The following is a 19,553-nucleotide window of genomic DNA, read 5'->3' as shown; positions in this document are numbered from 1 at the left end:
GCGTCTGTCTTGCTTCGCGAAAATCTGCCATGCCGACAGGCGGTTATTTGCATCGTCATATTTTTCGGCCATGCTTTTGGGGAGCCAATACAGGAGATCGTGATGAACAAAACAGGGGTCGTGATGGCGCTGGCGCTGCTGGGTGCCAGCCTGACGGCGCAGGCCGCCGATGAGAAAACCGTGAAGTTTCCGACCTGTGAAGGTCAGGATGCCGAGGGGATTGCCGCCAGCGTGAAGCGGGACTATCTGCAAAACCGCATCGTGCGCTGGGTGGACGATCAAAAGACGCTGGGGATGGCCGACCCGGTAGCGTGGATCAACCCGAAGGAGGTGAAGGGTGAAAAAGATCGCTGGACCGTGCCGCTGACGGTGCGGGGCAAAAACACCGATATCCATTATCAGGTGAAGGTGGACTGTAAAGCGGGCAGCGCGCAGTACCAGTCAGCGAAAAAGTGAATTTTCGCTTCTTTTGTCGCCGCAGACATTTCCTGACATCCCCTCGCTTAGGCTGTGAGATTCATGCACCGTTAAGTGAGGGAAATCATGTCAAACTGGTTGAATCAATTACAGTCGCTGCTGGGGCAGAAAGCGGGGTCATCCTCGGGAGAAGGGCTGAGCAAAATGCTGGCGCCAGGGGCGCTTGGCGGCCTTGCCGGACTGCTGGTAGCGAATAAATCCTCGCGTAAGCTGTTGGCGAAATACGGCACCGGGGCCCTGCTGGCGGGCGGCGGCGCTATTGCCGGTACCGTGCTGTGGAACAAGTATAAGGACAAGGTGCGCAGCGCCCATCAGGATGAACCGCAGTTTGGTCAGCAGGCCTCTGCACTGGATGTGCGCAGCGAAAGGCTGATCCTGGCCCTGGTCTTTGCGGCGAAGAGCGACGGGCACATTGACGATCGAGAGCGCGCCGCCATTGAGCAGCAGCTGCGGGAAGCGGGCGTGGAGGAGCAGGGCAGGGCGCTGGTGGCCCAGGCCATCGAGCAGCCGCTGGATCCGCAACGACTGGCGCAGGGGATAAAAAATGAAGAGGAAGCGTTGGAGCTCTATTTCCTGAGCTGCGCGGCGATCGATATCGATCACTTTATGGAACGCAGCTATCTCAATGCGCTGGGCGATGCGCTGAAAATCCCGACCGAGGTCCGGGAAGGCATTGAGCAGGATATTCGTCAGCAAAAACAGGCGCTCCCCGGCTAACTTTTTACCCCCGGGTATCCCGTTTCGCTTGCATCGTGCGCATGTTTTGCCAACCTTATAGGGTGTTAAACGTAAAAGAATCATACTGACATGCCACCTAAAGCCCAACGCATACCGCACGCTCTCACCGCGCACGGTGACACGCGTATCGACAACTATTACTGGTTGCGCGACGATACCCGCTCACAGGCGGAGGTGCTGGATTACCTCCACGATGAAAATGACTATGGCCGCAGGGTCATGTCGACGCAGCAGGCGCTGCAGGACCGTCTGCTTAACGAAATGGTAGAGCGCGTTCCGCAGCGTGACGTCTCGGCGCCCTGGAGTCGCAACGGCTATCGATACCGACACGTCTATGAGCCCGGTAACGAATACGCCATCTATCAGCGGCAGTCGGTGCTCTGCGCCGAGTGGGAGGAGTGGGAAACGCTGCTGGATGCCAACCAGCGGGCGTCGCACAGCGAGTTTTATACCCTGGGCGGCATGGCGGTGTCGCCGGATAACGCCATTATGGCCCTGGCCGAAGACTACCTCTCCCGACGGCAGTACGGCTTACGGTTCCGCAATCTGGAGTCCGGGAACTGGTATCCCGAGATGCTCGACAACGTCTCCCCCGATTTTATCTGGGCCAACGACTCGGAGACCGTCTATTACATCAAAAAGCATGCCACCACGCTGCACCCTTTTCAGGTCTGGCGGCATACGGTAGGCACCGCGTCCACCAGCGACGAGCTGGTTTATGAGGAGAAAGACGAAACCTTTTACGTCAGCCTGCACAAGACCACGTCGAAACACTACGTGATTATCTTCCTCGCCAGCGCCACCACTACCGAGGTGCTGCTGCTGGATGCCGAACTGCCGGACGCCCAGCCGCTGTGCTTTATGCCGCGCCGCAAGGATCACGAGTACAGTCTCGACCACTTCCAGCACACCTTCTATCTGCGCTCCAACCGGGAGGGCAAAAACTTTGGCCTTTACAAAACCAAAGTGCGCGACGAACGCAAATGGGAAGTGCTGATCCCGCCGCGCGAGCAGGTGATGCTTGAAGGCTTTACCCTGTTTACCGACTGGCTGGTGGTGGAAGAGCGCCAGCGCGGGCTGACCAGCCTGCGGCAGATCAACCGCAAAACCCGGGAGGTGATCGGTATCGCCTTCGACGATCCCGCCTACGTAACCTGGATTGGCTATAACCCGGAGCCGGAAACGTCGCGCCTGCGCTACGGTTACTCCTCCATGACCACTCCCGATACCCTGTTCGAGCTGGATATGGACACCGGGCAGCGCAAGGTGCTGAAGCAGGCCGCGGTCAAAGGCTTTAATGCTGAACTCTACCGCAGCGAGCACGTCTGGATTGTAGCTCGCGACGGCACCGAAGTGCCGGTTTCGCTGGTCTACCATAAGCACCATTTCCGCAAGGGCAAAAACCCGATCCTCATCTACGGCTACGGTTCTTATGGTTCCAGCATCGACGCCGATTTCAGCAGCAGCCGCTTAAGCCTGCTCGACCGGGGCTTTGTCTTTGCTATCGCCCATATTCGCGGCGGCGGCGAGCTGGGGCAGAAGTGGTATGAAGACGGCAAATTCCTGAAAAAGAAAAACACCTTCAACGACTATCTCGATGTCTGCGATGGGCTGCTGGAGCTGGGGTATGGCGACAGGAAACAGTGCTTCGCGATGGGGGGTAGCGCGGGCGGCATGCTGATGGGTACCGTGATCAACGAACGTCCGGGGCTGTTTAAAGGCGTGGTGGCGCAGGTGCCCTTTGTCGATGTGCTGACCACCATGCTCGACGAGTCCATCCCGTTGACCATTGGAGAGTATGAGGAGTGGGGCAACCCGCAGGATCCGACCTACTACCGCTACATGAAAGCCTACAGCCCTTATGACAATGTGGAGGCGAAGGCCTATCCGCACATGCTGGTCACCACCGGCCTGCATGACTCCCAGGTGCAGTACTGGGAGCCCGCGAAGTGGGTGGCGAAACTGCGTGAGATGAAGACCGACGATAATTTATTGCTGCTCTGTACCGACATGGATGCCGGACACGGCGGGAAATCCGGGCGCTTTAAATCCTATGAAGGGGTGGCGCTGGAGTATGCGTTTATCGTCGGCCTGGCGCAGGAGACACTGACCGCCCGGTCTGGAGAGGCGGATCAGGATCCGCCCAGATAGTGCTTCAGGGTGAGGCGCAGCTCGGGGCTCATTCTGTCGAGGTTGTTATACAGCCAGCGCAGATAGCCCGGATCTTTGTCTGCCACCTCCGCTACCGCTTTCCCGCGATATTTACCGAAGGTAAAGGTGGTCAACAGCGCCGGTCGTCCGGTGATGTCGGCCATCTCATCCGGGGTCCAGCCGGTGGTGTTCATGATATCAATCAGCAACGCGGCGGTAATATAGCAGTCGTACAGGGCGCGGTGATGATGCAGCCCTTCCGGCGTCCTGACGCTGAGTTTGCGCGACTTATAGAGCGCCATATTGCTGTATTTGATCCCCGGCCATACGCGCCGGGCCAGCTTCATAGTACAGATCCATTCTCCCGGCATCTCGGGCAGAACGCGGCGATCGAAGCTGGCGTTATGCGCCACATACCACTGGCTGCCGTGATAGTGCGGGATCACCTCTTCAATCCAGGGTTTGTCGGCCACCATCGCCTCGGTGATGCGGTGAATCGCCATCGCCTGCGGGCTGATGGGGCGATCCGGACGCACCAGATGGCTGCATGGGTTGACGATCTGCCCGTTCACAACATCGACAGACGCCACTTCCACAATCCCTCCCTGCAGATCGCAGGTTTCGGTGTCGATGACACGTAGCATGGCTCTCTCCTGGCCGTAAAAGGTTTAGCGTAATGGAATGATCTCACCTTGCCAACTCTGCTCTACATAGCGACCCGTTAATAACAGCTCGCCGGAATCGGCGCGAAGGATTAACTGCCCGCGCGCATCCCACAGGGCGCTACCGCCGTCGTGATTGGCCACCAGCACCGCAATCCCGTAGCGATGGGCAAAACGCTGCCACTGTGCAAAGGAGGCGGGCCTTTCAGCTTCACTCACCGCCATGCCGCGGGTAAACAGCGTGGCGTTGGGGGTGATATTGGGCGGCTCGGCGTGAGCATCGACAAGAGACAGGCCGCTGCTGTGTCGACTCTCCAGACAGGCACCTGCGCCATGCGGGTAGAGAATGGCCTGGGGCCGTTCCGGGCTAAACCACGCCAGCCCACGCTGACGCTGGCCGTTATCGTCCACCGTGATCCCGGCAATAACCGAGAGGTTACACGCCTGAACGGCCTCATGCAGCGGCGCGAGCTGCTGGCGAGCAGGTGGGGCAGGGAGTTGGCTGTCTGGTAAGACCGGGCCGGTTAACGAGAGTTCCGGAAAGAGCAGCAAATTGCACTGCTGGCGTGCGGCGGCGGTGATAAAACGCAGATGGTGTGATACGTGGTCGTCCACGCAGTGATGGGTCGGCTGGTACTGAGCAGCCGCAATAGTCCAGTGAGACATCGTGATTTCCTTATGCACGGAGTCGCAGAGATTCATAAAGCCCCTGAATGAATCAGGGCTTTTTATCCTGGCATAATCTGTGTAAGGAACTGTAACAGCGGGTAAGGTTACTTAACTTTCGGCTCCCACGGCAGGTGCGAGAGGTTAACAGAGGTTAATCGATGCGCAATCAGTCGCTCGCGAAACCAGTCGCGCAGGTGCGCCGGTTGTTCCCGCTCTACCACCTCAGCGATAACCGGCATGTTATAGCGCTCTTTAAAAGCTACGCCCGCAGCGGCCAAATCTACATTCACTTTGTCCATCTCCTCCTGGGGGAGGGTGGCGAGATTAGTCTTCATAAGGGTCTCCTTCATTTGCGGGCCAACGTTACCCAAACGGCGGCGCATTGACAAGCCCGGGCAGGATGATCCTCGACTGGATCATTATACAGAGTTATCCTCTGACAATCAGGCATAACAAAAAGGAATGTATGTGATGGCGATACCCCTTTCCCGTGCTCTCTGCACGCTGACTCTGTTATTGACTACGTTGACGACGCCGGTTGTCTTTGCTCATGCCCATTTGCAGCATCAATACCCCGCGGCCGATGCCGCCGTTGACGCGGCGCCCCAGGCATTAACGCTCAACTTCTCCGAGGGGATCGAGCCGCGGTTTAGCGGGGTTTCCGTCACGGATGATAAACAGCAGCCCGCCGAAACCGGGGCGGTAAAACGCAATGAGAAGGACCCGACCCAGCTGATCGTGCCATTAAACTCTCCGCTGACGGCAGGCACCTACCGGGTGGACTGGCATGTGGTCTCCGTGGATGGTCACAAAACCCAGGGTAGCTACCGTTTTAGCGTGAAGTAAAATGCTGGCGTTCTGCTACGTTACGCTGCGTTTTGTCCATTTTTCCGCCCTGATGGTGCTGTTCGGCAACGCCCTGTACGGCGCCTGGCTGGCACCCGTCTCGCTGCGGCGTCTGCTGGCGCGCCGTTTTCGTCGCCAGCAAAAAGCGATCGCTTCTGTTGGCCTGCTCTCAGCAGTGATGATGCTGGCGCTACAGGGCGGGATGATGGGCGATGGCTGGCAGGATGTTATTAGCGCGCCAACCTGGCTTGCAGTACTCACCACCCAGTTTGGCCGGATCTGGCTATGGCAGATTATCCTGGCCCTGATGACCTTCTGGATTGCCTGGCTGGAACCGCGAAAAGCCGTTCCGCTGATCCTGCTGTTTACCGCCGCGCAGTTTATCCTGCTGGCGGGCGTCGGGCATGCGGCGATGCATGAGGGCATTCTGGGGAGAGTGCAGCGCAGCAATCATGGCCTGCATCTGCTGTGTGCGGCCGTCTGGCTGGGTGGCTTATTGCCGCTGCTCTTTTGCCTGCGCCTGTCGCGCGGACGCTGGCGGGAGGCCGCCATCTATACCATGATGCGCTTCTCGCGCTATGGTCATCTGGCCGTCGCCGGGGTGGTACTCACCGGGGCGATCAATACCCTGCTGATCCAGGGCTGGGTAGCGCCGTGGCACTCGGCATGGGGGCGGTTGCTGTTGTTGAAATGTGCGCTGGTGGCAATGATGGTGGTAATTGCGCTGGTGAATCGGTATGTTCTGGTGCCGCGATTTCGTTCTGGCGACGGACGTGAGCAACGCTATTTTATCAGGATGACGCAGACTGAGGTTGTGCTGGGGGCGCTGGTTCTGGCGGCAGTCAGCCTGTTCGCGACCTGGGAACCCTTCTGACGAGGTGGAACACAATGAAAAAAACAGTACTTTCTCTCTTATTGCTGGCCTGTTCCGGCACGGCGCTGGCGGCACCGCAGGTGATCACCGTTAGCCGGTTTGAAGTGGGTAAAGATAAATGGGCGTTTAACCGGGAAGAGGTGATGCTGACCTGTCGTCCAGGCCATGCGCTGTATGCCATCAACCCAAGCACGCTGGTGCAGTATCCCCTGAACGACGTGGCGCAGCAGCAGGTCGACAGCGGTAAGAGCAACGGCCAGCCGATTTCCATAATCCAGGTTGATGACCCGGCTAACCCAGGGCAGAAGATGAGTCTGGCGCCGTTTATTGAGCGCGCCAATACGCTCTGCTAGCTTCCCGCTTCCAATAAAAAAACCGCAGGCTTCTCTTCGGAAGCATTGCGGTTTTTGTGTTTAAGGACAGGCTAACGCTTTTTTTCAGGCCACTTTTGCTGCGGACTGGAAAACCTGGCGTCGTCATCTATTCTTAAAGTGCAAGGCGACTTAGCCTGCATTAATGCCAACTTTTAGCGCACGGCTCTCTCCCAAGAGCCATTTCCCTGGACCGAATACAGGAATCGTATTCGGTCTCTTTTTATCTGTTGAAAGTAAACGCATTTTCCTGTTGCGGACTTTAACAGTTGGGCAACATCCTCTGTTATTCCTTAAACCATACCACACTACGCCCGGCGGAAGTCCAGCGCTTTTTAGCGCTTGTGTTAAATTTTTGCCTGTCACCGATGAAAGCAGATATTAGCGGCAAAACCGGACGCGGATGGCCTGCTCAATCTCATCCAGCAGCTGAAAACGACGACGGTATTCGGCGCGTTTTTTACTGGCAATGCTCTCCAGTGATTTGCGTTCCATGCCGGCTGGCAGGGCCCAGCGGAAGGCAGTGTCCTGCTTACCGCCCAGTGACGCCCAGAATTCATCGTAGCTGGCGTGCAGATGACGCCCTTTGCTCAGACGGTAACGCAGGGCGCGAAAAACATGGCCCTCATCGCTGACGCCGTAAATGGCGCTGATATTTGACTGCTTCGCCAGGTTGAAGACGGCTTCCAGCAGAATACGTTTCGGAAACAGGCCATAACAGGCCCGTGTGGCGTTTTTAATCGTCTCCCGGCCGACATCACGGCGTGGCCCCTGCAGGCCGCCAATCACCAGCGCGCTGCGCCCGTTCTCTCCGATGACGCTGAAGGTCAGACTTGCCAGCAGGGTATTATCCCTGGCGCGTAACCAGAGAGTGGTTTCCCCCTCGCGCTCGGCCTTCACCGCGGAAGTGGCGTAGATCGTATAGCAGGCGTCCTCTTTGGTGGCGAACTGCAGCAGCGGAAGCGGCGACGGGCTGGTAAAAAGATGCGCCAGGCTACTATCCGGTAGCGCATCAATCCAGGCATAGTGGTGCAGGATCGCCGCAGCGCGCTCACCGGCCGTCAGCCCGCGGGTGAGGTACTGGCGCTGGGTTTTCACCGGCAGCGTTGGCTGTGCCTTCAGCAAGGTTGAAAAATCATCGCGACGGGCGATCGTCTCCAGCATGCGGGTGGTCGAGGACCAGAACAGCAGGGTGCGCAGGAAAAATTTCAGCCGGTAATCGCGTTTTTGCCACAGCGGCCCGGGCGTAAAATCGCCTTTCGTCAGGGCGAGAATCACGGAAGAACGGTGCGCGTATGGCACCTCAGCAGGCAGGATAGTATTTGACACGATGAAGACCTCTTTATAATTCTGCAATTATCTTAAAGGTCATCGGATAATCATTTAACCGTTGCTAAACCTTTATTTCCGCTTCGTTTAATAACGATTGAGGTTATTAAACAGGGTGCCTTCCTCTCCTCACCAGTGCTCCATTCCGCAGGGGCTATACTGATCCTGAGGAGGCGCTATGTATCTAAAACTTGATGGTCACAACTGGCGACACGTCTGGGTGGTAAGCGATCTTCACGGCTGTTATCAACTGCTTATGGATGAAATAAAGCAGCGGCATTTTAATCCGTATGAGGATTTACTTATTTGCGTCGGCGATCTTATCGACCGCGGGCCGGACAGCGTCAAATGCCTGCAGTTATTAAATGAAAACTGGTTTTATGCGGTGCGCGGTAATCATGAGCAGATGGCGCTGGATGCCCTGCATAATAAGAGCTTCGGGCTGTGGTTGATGAACGGCGGCGTCTGGTTTGCCGAATTAAAGGGCGACCAGCAGCAGGCTCTCGACCTGTTCAGGCGCTGCGAAACGCTGCCGTGGATTATCGAAATCACCTGCGCCAACGGCGTGAACGTGATTGCCCATGCCGATTACCCGTCATCGCAGTATGAATGGGATAAACCGGTCGCGAAGCAGCGCATTCTGTGGGACAGGGATCGCCTGCGGGCTCTAATGAACGGTCATGAGGAGGGGATTGCCGGGGCCGATCACTTCTGGTTTGGCCATACGCCGCTAAGTCAGCGGTTTGATTGCCAGAACCTGCACTATATCGATACCGGGGCGGTGTTTGGCGGGTCGTTGACTCTGGCGCAGCTACAGTGATTAGAGGTCGGCATACTCCTGAGCCGGACGCCAGAAGCCGTCGATAAAGTCTTCGACCGGATAGCAGCCGCCGTGACGGATCCGCTGATCGTCCATCGAAGCCTCGCACTGCAGTTCGGTGCGATAAACGTCCACGACCAGGTCTTCGCAACCCGCGTCCAGATAACAGATAAACAGAACCAGTGCGTACATCATGCCCCTTAGCATTCACTATCGTATTAATATTGTAGGGGATGATTCAGGGAAGGGGAAAATACGCTGACAAATAACCCGCCTGCGGGCGGGTTCTCTCCAAATCATGCAAGGCGCATGATCCAGGCATCGGAACCTTGATCGTAATGCTCACGGTATAGTACGGAGTGTTCGCCATCGAGGAGTGCCGGGACGCTGGTATCTGCATCCCAGGCATCGAGCTGCATGCACAGGTCAGGGTCAGACTTGCAGGGGATGGTTAACGTTCGTTCGCCCTGCGTATCGCCGTTTAACTCGGCATCATCGATTTCGAATGCGCCAATGCGCACATTGGTTTTCGTCATAATGCTCTCCAGAATCTCGCTGTGGTCTGGTACGACCAGTATAGTCGCCCACTTTTCAGCCTGGTCAATGGAGAGCAAAAGCGCCAGTAAAAAAGTGCCTTTTTTAGCCCGCGTCACCGTTACCGGTAAACAAACGACCATCGCGAACCAGCTCGCGCGGGTAGCTATTCTTCAGACGTGAGCCCACCTTTTTCGCCAGACCGATGGGGAAGCCCTGGTAAGTCACCACCGCATCATCTCCGGCAGGGGTCGCCTGCGGCCAGACGTCGCGGCCGCGATACCACTCTTCCGCTTCCTGCTGGGTTAAGGCAAAAGCGTTGTCCTGACTGGCCAGGGCAATCACCGCTTCATGCTGCCAGCGGTAACCTTTATTGTGGGTTTCTGCCAGCCGTATGCCGAGGCGGGAGAAGCGCACTTTGCCGATCAGCGGCTCAATCTCCATCGGGAATAACCACACCTCTTTGTCGCGCTGCCACAGTCGCAGGTTATCGTCCCAGTGCAGACCCGCCTGGTTTGCAGCAGCAGTAATCTGCGCGGCTTCGCGGGTTTTAAGCGGCGTGAACGGGAAAGTGCCCACCTTGAATTTAGGGGCTGGCAGAGGCGCGATGGCGGCGGTTTTGCGCAGCCGTGCCACGAAGAAGCCTTCGCAGTCGTAGATGTGCGGGAAGACGTGCAGGAAGCCTTCCGGCGTGACGCATTCACTGGCGCTGGCGAACAGGTCGTTCAGCGGCAGAAACTCCACGGCGTCGGGATACTGCTCTTTTAACCACAGGCAGACCGCTTCGTTCTCGTCGCGGTTGAGAGTGCAGGTGGAGTACACCAGGGTGCCGCCGGGACGCAGGGCATGGAAGGCGCTGTCGATCAGCTCGCGCTGGGTGGCGGCGATCTCCAGATTGCTGGCCACGGACCAGTTCATCAGCGCATCGGGATCTTTGCGCACCACCCCTTCGCCGGAGCAGGGGGCGTCCAGCAGGATCGCATCAAAGGCTTCCGGTAGCGCAGCGCCAAACACGCGGCCATCAAAATGGGTTAACGCCACGTTGCTGATCCCGCAGCGGCTAATGTTGGCATGCAGCACCTTAACGCGGCTGGCGGAAAACTCATTGGCGAGGATCGCCCCCTGATTATTCATCCGCGCGGCGATTTGGGTGGTTTTGGAGCCCGGGGCTGCCGCCACGTCCATCACGCGGGATGGCGTATTGTCGTCAGCAAAGAGCGCGGCAACCGGCAGCATGGAGCTGGCTTCCTGAATGTAAAACAGCCCGCTCAGGTGCTCGGCGGTACTGCCCAACGGCAGGGCTTCCTCGTCGTCACGTTCGATCCAGAATCCCTCTTCGCACCACGGAACCGGCGTCAGTTGCCAGCCGTACGGCGCGACCAGGGTGAGGAAATCCTCCACGCTGATTTTTAGGGTATTGACGCGCAGGCTGCGGCGCAGCGGGCGCTGGCAGGCGGCGATAAACGCATCGAGAGCGAGAGAGTCAGGCAGAGCCTGGCGCATTTGCGCCAGAAATTCATCTGGCAGATAGACGGGACGTTGAGACACGAGCGCACCACAGGGAGTAAAAGAGGCGCGCAGTGTACCACAAAGGCTCCGGTGGGTTGACACCGGAGCGCAGGCATTAACGTGGCAGGGCGGTTCCCCAGGTGCGCCACTCTTTCGGCTCGCTCTCCTGCAACAGGAAGTGCTTGCCGGGCTGGGATTTCGGTGCCAGCGGCGTGCCCGGTGGCGTCGCGAAGGCGATCCCCCCACGGATAAACTGATTAAAGGTCCCGGTTTTCACTACCCCGCCGGTCAGACCGAAATCGAGCGAGTAGCCGGAGGCCAGCCAGAAGACCGAGTTGTTCCGCACCAGATGCTGATAACGATCGCTGATGCGCAGGGCCACCATCACCCTGTCGGAAAGCGTCCCCAACGTCAGGCCAGTGACCGTGCCCACTTCCATTCCGCGGAACAGCACCGGCGTACCGATATCGAGCGATGCCGCATCCGGCACTTCCACCACAATGCTCAGGCCATCGAGATAGCGTGAGTCGGTGATGGTCGCTTCCTGCAACTCAAAATCGCGGCGCGGTTTGCCCTGTCCGGGCTCGACGTTGATATAGGGCTGGAGGATAGTATCCAGATGCTCCACGCCTGCGGCGGAAATCTGCGGGGTGATCACCGAGAAGCGTGTTCCGGCGCGGGCGAAGTTATCGACATATTCCGGATACAGCACCGCTGTGGCCTGCACTTCATTGCGGGCGGTAATCAGCTTCAGGCTCTGGACCTGGCCAATATCAATCCCCAGATAGCGCACCGGCATCCCTTCCGCGAGCTTGCCGGCATCAAAGGCGTGCAGGGTGATCTGACCGCCCACCGCGCGGGCGGCAGTTTCAGACGGATAGAGGATCCGCTTGTCACCCTTACGCTGGCTGGCGCTGGCGCCGCTCAGGTTGTCAAAGCTGATGGCACCGCGCAGGGCACGGGAGAGGGGGGAGGCCTGCACCGTCAGCCCGCTGCCGTTGAGCTGCACCTTGGCCCCGCCTTCGGCCCAGAACACGCTGTTGCTGGTCAGCAGCTTGCGGTACTCCGGTTTGATATGCAGTTCGATATCAAAGGCATTTGCGCGCGGGCGCACGAGGATCACCTCACCCACTTCGAATTTGCGATACAGCACCACCGAGCCCGCCTGCACGTCCGGCAGGGTGTCGGCTACCAGCGTGAGGGTGGTGGTCGGCAGATCGCTCAGGCTGTTTTCGAGGGCTTTGTCCAGGTTGGCATACAGCGGGTAGCTGTCGCGCATGGCGCCTTTCTCACCCGGCAGGATACGGATCCCGCCGCTGATCCACTCGCTGGCGCTGGCCGCCAGGAACTCGACCCCGTCGAGCCCGACTTTGACATCCACCCGGCTGTTGACCACGAATTTGCTGTCGCCATGCACCAGCTCGCGGTACTGCGGATCGATCGCCACCTCAAAGGTAACCCCTTTGCTGGTTAACGACCGCTCAAGCACCTGACCAATCTGCACGCCGTGCAGAATCAGCGGCTGACCGGCGTCGATACCGTAGCTTTCCGGCGCGCTAAGGCTTACGGTCAGGACACCTGGTTTTTGTAACAGCGCCTTATCGGCAGGGGCGATAGTAAACTGGTTGACCGGTTCGCCGCCGCCGGGGATCAGCTCAAAGGTACTGCCGGTGAGCAGGCTGCTGACGCTGGGGTTGCTGAGGGACAGCTTAGGGCTGCGCATTTCGATACGCGTTTTTTCCCGCAGCAGATCGACCACGCTGGGATCAACGGTCATCTCACCGGTCACCAGGCCGCCAGGATTCAGCGTCATTTTGGTGAGCTGACCTACCTGTAGCCCCTGATACATCAGCGGCGTGGAGTCGGCCTTGAGGCCATCCGCAGAGGGGAGGGTGAGCTTGACGATCACGCCGCGCTGGCTGTGGGCCAGATCTTTGTACAGGCCGAAATCATCTTCCTGTGTGGCGGGCTCGGAGCCTTCCGGCGAATCGAAGGCGATGGCACCATTCACCAGCGCCGCGAGGCTTTCCAGCTTTACTTTGGCCCCGCTCAGGCTCAGGTCGGCATCGACGCCAGAGACGTTCCAGAAGCGGCTGCCTTTTTTCACCAGCGAGGTGAAGCGTCGTTCAATCAGCACGTCGATGGTCACCCCCTGCTTATTGGGGGTGATGGCGTAGTCGTAGACGCGGCCCACGGGGATCTTGCGGAAATAGACCAGCGACCCGCTGTTCAGTGAGCCCAGATCCGGGGCGTGGAGATGAATCATCAGATCGCCGTTGTTGAGCCGGTACTTCGGCTGCGTATCCAGGGCGGTAAAGTGATCCTTTGGCTCACCTTTGCCCGGCATCATGCCGATGTAGTTGCCGCCGACCAGCGCATCCAGCCCGGAAACGCCCGCCAGCGAGGCTTTTGGCGTCACCAGCCAGAACTGCGTTTCTTCCCGCAGGGCGTCTTTCATATCGGACTTGATGCTGGCGCGAACCTCAATTTTATTCAGGTTCTTGTCCAGAGAAATATCCTGGACGGTGCCCACCTCAACCCCCTGGAAACGCACGGGCGTACGGCCCGCAACGATACCGTCGGCGCTCTGGAAATCAATGGTAATGGTATTGCCGCGATCTTCGTAACTGGTCCAGATTAACCAGCCGGCGATCATCAGAGCGATAACCGGCAGTAACCAGAAAGGCGAAATACGACGTTTTGTTTTAACTCGCGCTTCAGTCGGCGAAGCTGGCGTTTCCTGACTCATGTGCATCCCAAAGTAAGCGGCTATCCAGCCATTCCACTGCAAGAATAGTCAATATCACCGCAGTACCGAAATAGAGCGCCGCGGGTCCCATAGTAAAAGCAAGGAGCTGATCGCGATTGATCAGCGACATCATCAACGAAATAACAAACAGATCCAGCATTGACCAGCGGCCAATCCAGGTAACGAAACGCAACAGCAGTATGCGGGTTCTTAGCCCCTGTTCACATTTAAAATGAATGCTGACGAGCAGGGTAAACATCACCACGACTTTGGTAAAGGGCACCAGAATACTGGCGATGAACACCACGGCCGCGACGGCGATGTTGCTCTGCGCCAGCGAGACGATGCCCGACATAATGGTATCTTCCTGGCGTGCACCGTTGACGTAAATCACCGAGATGGGCAGCAGGTTAGCCGGTAACAGCAGTATCAGCGAGGCGATCAGCGCCGCCCAGCATTTTTGCAGACTGTTATGGCGGCGCAGGCGCAGCGGAATATGGCAGCGCGGGCAGCGACCGCGCGCGTCGGGTAGCCCGGTATAGTGACAGCCCAGACAGACCCGCAAATCGGTGTTGTAGCGGGTGGCAGGGCGCTGGGGGTAAAACCGCTCCCAGAGCTGCTCCACGTTCAGGTGGATCATTGTGAGAATGCTGAGGATCACCAGCGCGATAAAGGCGAACAGACCACTGCCGGGCTGCAGCCAGGCGTAATCCTGCACCTTGATTGACGCCACGACGATCCCCACCAGGTAGATATCCAGCATCACCCACTCCTTAAGCCTCTCGAGCATCAGAAGCACCGGGCGCAGGTTCATCCCCAGAATATTGCCAAACCACAGGTAGGCGATGGCGGCCACCAGCACTACCGGCGCGCCGACGGTGCAGAACAGTACCATCGAGGCGGTGAGGGGATCGCCCTGGCGGGTCATCTGCCAGATCCCCTCCAGCAGGTTGGCGTCAATACGCACACCCAGCAGGTGCAAACTGAGCAGCGGTTCGCTCCAGGCAAAGGGCATCAGCAGCAACATGGTGACGGCCATCGCGGCCAGTCGCGTCAGGGACCAGTCGCGGCCATCGCGGATTTTTGCGTTGCAGCGCGGGCAGAAAGCACTTTGGTATGATTTCATCTTTGGCAACGTAAAAAGCGTATCGCATTGCGGACAACGCTGATAATGTGCACGGGGCAGCGCATCGCCAACCGCATGCACAGTAATCTTTTTCGCCGGTGTTATTTTCGGTGTTTTAAGAGCCATCGGTCGCGCTAAAAAAGGATAGTTAATAGTTATCTTAACTCATGAATGGATTCATCTTGAGCATGAACGTAAATAATGCGTATTTTAATAGGCTATGCTGTAATTTTGTAAGACAACCAAGTGATTGAATAATGAACAAAACAGAATTCTACGCGGATTTGAACCGTGACTTTCAGGCATTGATGGCAGGTGAAACCAGTTTTTTAGCCACGCTGGCGAATACCAGCGCGTTGCTTTTCGAACGTCTGTCTGATGTGAACTGGGCCGGTTTCTATCTGCTGGAAGGCGAGACGCTGGTGCTGGGACCCTTCCAGGGCAAGCTGGCCTGCGTACGTATTCCGGTCGGGCGCGGCGTGTGTGGTACCGCGGTGGCGCAGGACCAGGTGCAGCGTGTTGATGATGTCCACGCGTTCGACGGGCATATCGCCTGCGACAGCGCCAGCAATGCTGAAATCGTACTTCCTCTGAAAGTGAATAATCAGATTATTGGTGTACTGGATATCGACAGCACGGTCTTCAACCGCTTTACCCACGAGGATGAGCAGGGGCTGCGCGAGCTGGTGGCGAACCTTGAAAACGTCCTCGCCGCGACCGATTATCATAAATTCTTTGCGAGCGTCGCAGGATAATCAACGGATAACGTAGCATTTACCGATGGCGTCATTATAATGACGCCTGTTCATGCCTGCGGCTTGTCGGCAACGTCCGTTGTAATCAGGAAATTTCATGGAAAATCAACCTAAGTTGAATAGCAGTAAAGAAGTTATCGCGTTTTTGGCCGAACGTTTTCCTCAATGTTTTAGTGCCGAAGGCGAAGCTCGTCCCCTGAAAATTGGTATTTTTCAGGATCTGGTAGAGCGTGTTGAAGGTGAGATGAACCTCAGCAAAACCCAACTCCGCTCCGCCTTACGTCTTTATACTTCGAGCTGGCGTTACCTGTACGGTATCAAAGCGGGCGCAACGCGTGTGGATCTCGACGGCAACCCTTGCGGTGTGCTGGATGAGCAGCACGTTGAGCACGCCCGTAAGCAGCTCGAAGAAGCCAAAGCGCGAGTTCAGGCTCAGCGTGCTGAACAGCAGGCGAAAAAACGCGAAGCTGCCGCGGCCAATGGCCAGGAAGAAGCCCCTCGCCGTGAACGCAAGCCACGTCCTGCACCGCGTCGCAAAGAGAACACCGAGCGTAAGCCACGTGCTGAGCAACCGGCGGCAAAAGCCCCGCGTGCGCCTCGTGAAGAGCCGCGCCACACTCCGGTTTCTGACATTAGCGTCCTGAGCGTTGGTCAGTCTCTGAAGGTGAAAGCGGGTAACAATGCTATGGATGCCACCGTACTGGAAATCACCAAAGATGGCGTTCGTGTACAGCTGACTTCTGGTCTGTCAATGATTGTACGCGCAGAACACTTGTTGTTCTAAAACGGAGGCCAAGCCCGGCATGAACACATTTTTTAAGCTCACCGCGCTGGCTGGCCTGTTTGCGATAACAGGCCACGCCTTCGCTGTGGACGAGATTACGCGTGTCGATCAAATTCCGATTTTGAAGGAAGAGACTCAGCACGCAACGGTCAGTGAGCGCGTTACCTCGCGCTTCACCCGCTCGCACTATCGTCAGTTCGACCTTGACCAGGCCTTTTCGACAAAAATTTTCGACCGCTATCTGAACCTGCTGGACTACAGTCACAACGTCCTGCTGGCCAGCGATGTCGAACAGTTTGCCAAAAAGCAGTCTGAGGTGGGTGACGAGTTACGCAGCGGCAAGCTGGACCTGTTCTACGATCTGTATAACCTGTCGCAGAAACGCCGTTTCGAGCGCTATCAGTACGCGCTTAAGGTGCTTGAACGTCCGATGGACTTCACGGGTAACGACACCTTTAATCTTGACCGCAGTAAGTCGCCGTGGCCGAAAGATGAAGCCGAGCTGAATGCCCTGTGGGACAGCAAAGTGAAGTACGACGAGCTGAGCCTCAAACTCACCGGTAAAGATGAGAAAGAGATCCGCGAAACGCTGACCCGCCGCTACAAATTTGCCATTCGTCGCCTGGCGCAGACCAACAGTGAAGATGTGTTCTCGCTGGCGATGACCGCCTTCGCGCACGAAATCGATCCACACACCAACTATCTCTCTCCGCGCAACACCGAGCAGTTCAACACCGAAATGAGCCTCTCCCTTGAAGGGATCGGTGCGGTGCTGCAGATGGACGACGATTACACCGTCATCAACTCCATGGTTGCCGGGGGCCCGGCTGCCAAGAGCAAGGCGATTAGCGTAGGCGATCGCATTGTGGGTGTTGGCCTGGTTGGCCAGAACATGGTCGATGTGATCGGCTGGCGTCTGGATGATGTCGTTGCTCTGATCAAAGGGCCAAAAGGCAGCAAGGTCCGTCTGGAAATCCTGCCTGCCGGTAAAGGCACCAAGACCCGTATCGTTACCCTGACCCGCGAGCGTATCCGTCTGGAAGATCGCGCGGTGAAGATGTCGGTGAAAACCGTGGGTAAAGACAAAGTCGGCGTGCTGGATATTCCTGGCTTCTATGTGGGCCTGACGGACGACGTCAAGGTTCAGCTGCAGAAGCTTGAAAAACAAAACGTTAAGAGCGTCATTATCGATCTGCGTACCAACGGCGGCGGCGCCCTGACCGAAGCGGTTTCGCTTTCGGGTCTGTTTATCCCGTCCGGCCCGGTGGTACAGGTACGCGACAACAACGGTAAAGTGCGTGAAGATGCCGATACCGATGGCGTTGTTTACTATAAAGGCCCGCTGGTGGTGCTGGTCGATCGCTTCAGTGCGTCGGCATCGGAGATCTTTGCCGCTGCAATGCAGGACTACAGCCGCGCACTGATTGTTGGCGAACCGACCTTCGGGAAAGGCACGGTGCAGCAGTATCGTTCCCTGAACCGCATTTACGATCAGATGCTGCGTCCGGAATGGCCGGCGCTGGGCTCGGTACAGTACACCATTCAGAAGTTCTATCGCGTGAATGGCGGCAGTACCCAGCGTAAAGGCGTGACCCCGGATATCATCATGCCGACTGGCACTGAAGAGACGGAAACCGGCGAGAAGTTCGAAGATAACGCGCTGCCGTGGGATAGCGTTAACGCTGCCACCTACGTGAAGTCGGGCGATATGACTCAGTTTGGTCCGGCGCTGTTGAAGCAGCACGACGATCGCATCGCCAAAGATCCTGAGTTCCAGTACATCGTGAAGGATATTGCCCGTTTCAATGCCCTGAAAGCGAAACGCAATATCGTCTCTCTGAACTACGCTCAGCGTCTGAAAGAGAACGAAGAGGATGATGCAACACGTCTGGCGCGTATCAATGACCGCTTTAAACGTGAAGGCAAGCCTCTCCTCAAAAAACTGGACGACCTGCCGAAGGATTACCAGGAGCCCGATCCGTATCTTGATGAGACGGTGAAGATCGCCATTGACCTGGCGCAACTGGAAAAAGATCATCCTGCCGGGAATCCCGCCCCGGCGAAATAATCTCCCCTGACAGGCACAAGAAATTGTGCCTGTTTTTTTGTTAACCGCATCCAGCCGTCAGGCAGTCATTTCATTGTGTAAAGTTGTGTCTTTCTGGTGACTTACGCCGCTGCAATCCTTGAAAATATGCGGAATACCCATACGATGTGGGTAATCGCATAGTGCGTTTTGTTAAACTGAGGTTAAAAGAATATTATGATGCGAATCGCGCTCTTCCTGCTCACCAACCTTGCGGTCATGGTGGTCTTCGGGCTGGTGCTCAGCCTGACAGGAATTCAGTCGAGTAGCGTTCAGGGCTTGTTAATCATGGCGCTGCTGTTTGGTTTCGGTGGCTCCTTTGTCTCGCTGCTGATGTCCAAGTGGATGGCGCTCAAGTCCGTGGGCGGCGAGGTTATTGAGCAACCGCGTAACGACATGGAACAGTGGTTGATGACCACCGTTGCCAACCAGGCCCGCCAGGCGGGTATTGCTATGCCGCAGGTCGCGATCTATCACGCGCCGGACATCAACGCCTTCGCCACCGGCGCGCGTCGCGACGCGTCTCTGGTTGCGGTCAGTACCGGCCTGTTGCAGAACATGAGCCGTGACGAAGCCGAGGCGGTTATCGCCCATGAGATCAGCCACATTGCCAACGGCGATATGGTGACCATGACCCTGGTTCAGGGTGTGGTGAACACCTTTGTTATCTTTATCTCGCGTATTATCGCGCAGATTGCCGCAGGCTTTATGGGCGGCGATCGGGAGGAAGGCGAAGCGAGTAACGGCAACCCGCTGATTTATTTTGCGGTCTCAATGGTGCTGGAACTGGTGTTTGGTATCCTGGCGAGCATTATCACCATGTGGTTCTCCCGTCACCGTGAGTTCCATGCGGATGCCGGCTCAGCCAAACTGGTAGGTCGCGAGAAGATGATTGCCGCGCTGCAGCGTCTGAAGACCAGCTACGAGCCGCAGGAAGCCTCCAGCATGATGGCGTTCTGCATCAACGGTAAATCGAAATCGCTGAGTGAACTGTTCATGTCCCACCCGCCGCTGGACAAGCGTATCGAAGCGCTGCGTAGCGGCGAGTACCTGAAATAACGGTTTCGGGTCGG

The 19,553-nt window shown here is 57.2% G+C and carries 20 protein-coding genes; 11 read left to right on the top strand and 9 right to left on the bottom strand.

Going from position 1 to position 19,553, the window contains the following annotated elements:
- Nucleotides 1–102: 102 nt before the first annotated feature.
- From yebF to ptrB, 3 genes are all read left to right on the top strand, one after another.
- Nucleotides 103–456 carry a protein YebF gene (gene yebF, locus GNG27_RS14035; RefSeq protein ID WP_156264050.1) on the top strand — a complete coding sequence of 118 codons (354 nt, stop codon included), beginning with the start codon at nt 103–105 and terminating at the stop codon, nt 454–456.
- Nucleotides 457–543: 87 nt separating this feature from the next.
- Nucleotides 544–1,194: a tellurite resistance TerB family protein gene (locus tag GNG27_RS14030; RefSeq protein WP_156264049.1), complete on the top strand. Its 651-nt coding sequence runs from the start codon at nt 544–546 to the stop codon at nt 1,192–1,194.
- 90 nt (nt 1,195–1,284) lie between these two features.
- Nucleotides 1,285–3,366 carry an oligopeptidase B gene (gene ptrB, locus GNG27_RS14025; protein WP_156264048.1) on the top strand — a complete coding sequence of 694 codons (2,082 nt, stop codon included), beginning with the start codon at nt 1,285–1,287 and terminating at the stop codon, nt 3,364–3,366.
- On the opposite strand, the gene exoX is transcribed toward ptrB, so the two are convergent.
- From exoX to GNG27_RS14010, 3 genes are all read right to left on the bottom strand, one after another.
- Complete coding sequence (exoX, locus tag GNG27_RS14020; protein WP_142489960.1) at nt 3,348–4,010, bottom strand: exodeoxyribonuclease X; 663 nt, start codon at nt 4,008–4,010, stop codon at nt 3,348–3,350. The genes ptrB and exoX overlap by 19 nt on opposite strands.
- A 24-nt stretch (nt 4,011–4,034) precedes the next feature.
- Nucleotides 4,035–4,694 carry a carbon-nitrogen hydrolase family protein gene (locus GNG27_RS14015; RefSeq protein ID WP_156264047.1) on the bottom strand — a complete coding sequence of 220 codons (660 nt, stop codon included), beginning with the start codon at nt 4,692–4,694 and terminating at the stop codon, nt 4,035–4,037.
- Nucleotides 4,695–4,801: 107 nt separating this feature from the next.
- Complete coding sequence (locus GNG27_RS14010) at nt 4,802–5,032, bottom strand: DNA polymerase III subunit theta (protein WP_156264046.1); 231 nt, start codon at nt 5,030–5,032, stop codon at nt 4,802–4,804.
- A gap of 136 nt (nt 5,033–5,168) precedes the next feature.
- On the opposite strand from GNG27_RS14010, the gene yobA reads away from it, so the two are divergent.
- From yobA to GNG27_RS13995, 3 genes are read left to right on the top strand one after another with little or no spacing between them, the layout of a single operon-like run.
- Nucleotides 5,169–5,543 (top strand): CopC domain-containing protein YobA, encoded by a 375-nt coding sequence (gene yobA, locus GNG27_RS14005; RefSeq protein WP_142489957.1) that lies wholly within the window; start codon nt 5,169–5,171, stop codon nt 5,541–5,543.
- A 1-nt stretch (nt 5,544) separates the two neighbouring features.
- Nucleotides 5,545–6,417: a copper homeostasis membrane protein CopD gene (gene copD / locus GNG27_RS14000; protein WP_156264045.1), complete on the top strand. Its 873-nt coding sequence runs from the start codon at nt 5,545–5,547 to the stop codon at nt 6,415–6,417.
- 14 nt (nt 6,418–6,431) lie between these two features.
- On the top strand, nt 6,432–6,770 hold the full coding sequence (locus GNG27_RS13995; RefSeq protein WP_142489955.1) for a YebY family protein: 339 nt from the start codon (nt 6,432–6,434) through the stop codon (nt 6,768–6,770).
- Nucleotides 6,771–7,169: 399 nt separating this feature from the next.
- Here GNG27_RS13995 and GNG27_RS13990 read toward each other — a convergent pair whose 3' ends face one another.
- Nucleotides 7,170–8,117 (bottom strand): VirK/YbjX family protein, encoded by a 948-nt coding sequence (locus GNG27_RS13990; RefSeq protein WP_156264044.1) that lies wholly within the window; start codon nt 8,115–8,117, stop codon nt 7,170–7,172.
- Between the two features lie 178 nt (nt 8,118–8,295).
- Between GNG27_RS13990 and pphA the strand changes: the two genes are divergently transcribed.
- Nucleotides 8,296–8,937, top strand: a complete 642-nt coding sequence (gene pphA, locus GNG27_RS13985; protein WP_156264043.1) for a protein-serine/threonine phosphatase — start codon at nt 8,296–8,298, stop codon at nt 8,935–8,937.
- Here pphA and GNG27_RS13980 read toward each other — a convergent pair whose 3' ends face one another.
- The 5 genes from GNG27_RS13980 to yebS all read right to left on the bottom strand — a co-directional run bounded on the left by GNG27_RS13980 (nt 8,938) and on the right by yebS (nt 14,981).
- Complete coding sequence (locus GNG27_RS13980; RefSeq protein ID WP_142489952.1) at nt 8,938–9,129, bottom strand: YebW family protein; 192 nt, start codon at nt 9,127–9,129, stop codon at nt 8,938–8,940.
- A gap of 104 nt (nt 9,130–9,233) precedes the next feature.
- Nucleotides 9,234–9,473, bottom strand: coding sequence for a YebV family protein (locus GNG27_RS13975; RefSeq protein WP_032611546.1), 240 nt, complete (start codon nt 9,471–9,473; stop codon nt 9,234–9,236).
- 103 nt (nt 9,474–9,576) lie between these two features.
- A complete protein-coding gene (gene rsmF, locus GNG27_RS13970) occupies nt 9,577–11,019 on the bottom strand; it encodes a 16S rRNA (cytosine(1407)-C(5))-methyltransferase RsmF (RefSeq protein ID WP_156264042.1) in 1,443 nt (480 codons plus the stop codon).
- A gap of 76 nt (nt 11,020–11,095) precedes the next feature.
- The gene (locus GNG27_RS13965) at nt 11,096–13,729 is read right to left on the bottom strand and encodes a PqiB family protein (protein ID WP_142489950.1); all 2,634 of its coding nucleotides are present in this window, start codon (nt 13,727–13,729) and stop codon (nt 11,096–11,098) included.
- Nucleotides 13,698–14,981: a membrane integrity lipid transport subunit YebS gene (gene yebS / locus GNG27_RS13960; RefSeq protein WP_156264041.1), complete on the bottom strand. Its 1,284-nt coding sequence runs from the start codon at nt 14,979–14,981 to the stop codon at nt 13,698–13,700. The genes GNG27_RS13965 and yebS overlap by 32 nt, the downstream gene beginning before the upstream one ends.
- Before the next feature lie 131 nt (nt 14,982–15,112).
- Between yebS and GNG27_RS13955 the strand changes: the two genes are divergently transcribed.
- The 4 genes from GNG27_RS13955 to htpX all read left to right on the top strand — a co-directional run bounded on the left by GNG27_RS13955 (nt 15,113) and on the right by htpX (nt 19,539).
- Nucleotides 15,113–15,610 carry a GAF domain-containing protein gene (locus GNG27_RS13955; RefSeq protein ID WP_142489948.1) on the top strand — a complete coding sequence of 166 codons (498 nt, stop codon included), beginning with the start codon at nt 15,113–15,115 and terminating at the stop codon, nt 15,608–15,610.
- Nucleotides 15,611–15,707: 97 nt separating this feature from the next.
- Nucleotides 15,708–16,394: an RNA chaperone ProQ gene (gene proQ / locus GNG27_RS13950; protein ID WP_142489947.1), complete on the top strand. Its 687-nt coding sequence runs from the start codon at nt 15,708–15,710 to the stop codon at nt 16,392–16,394.
- Between the two features lie 19 nt (nt 16,395–16,413).
- A complete protein-coding gene (gene prc, locus GNG27_RS13945; protein ID WP_156264040.1) occupies nt 16,414–18,462 on the top strand; it encodes a carboxy terminal-processing peptidase in 2,049 nt (682 codons plus the stop codon).
- 195 nt (nt 18,463–18,657) lie between these two features.
- A complete protein-coding gene (htpX, locus tag GNG27_RS13940) occupies nt 18,658–19,539 on the top strand; it encodes a protease HtpX (RefSeq protein WP_142489945.1) in 882 nt (293 codons plus the stop codon).
- Nucleotides 19,540–19,553 lie beyond the last annotated feature (14 nt).

The organism is Leclercia sp. 119287, assembly GCF_009734485.1.
GTDB lineage: Bacteria > Pseudomonadota > Gammaproteobacteria > Enterobacterales > Enterobacteriaceae > Enterobacter > Enterobacter adecarboxylatus_C.
This window is presented reverse-complemented; position numbering and strand designations above follow the sequence as displayed.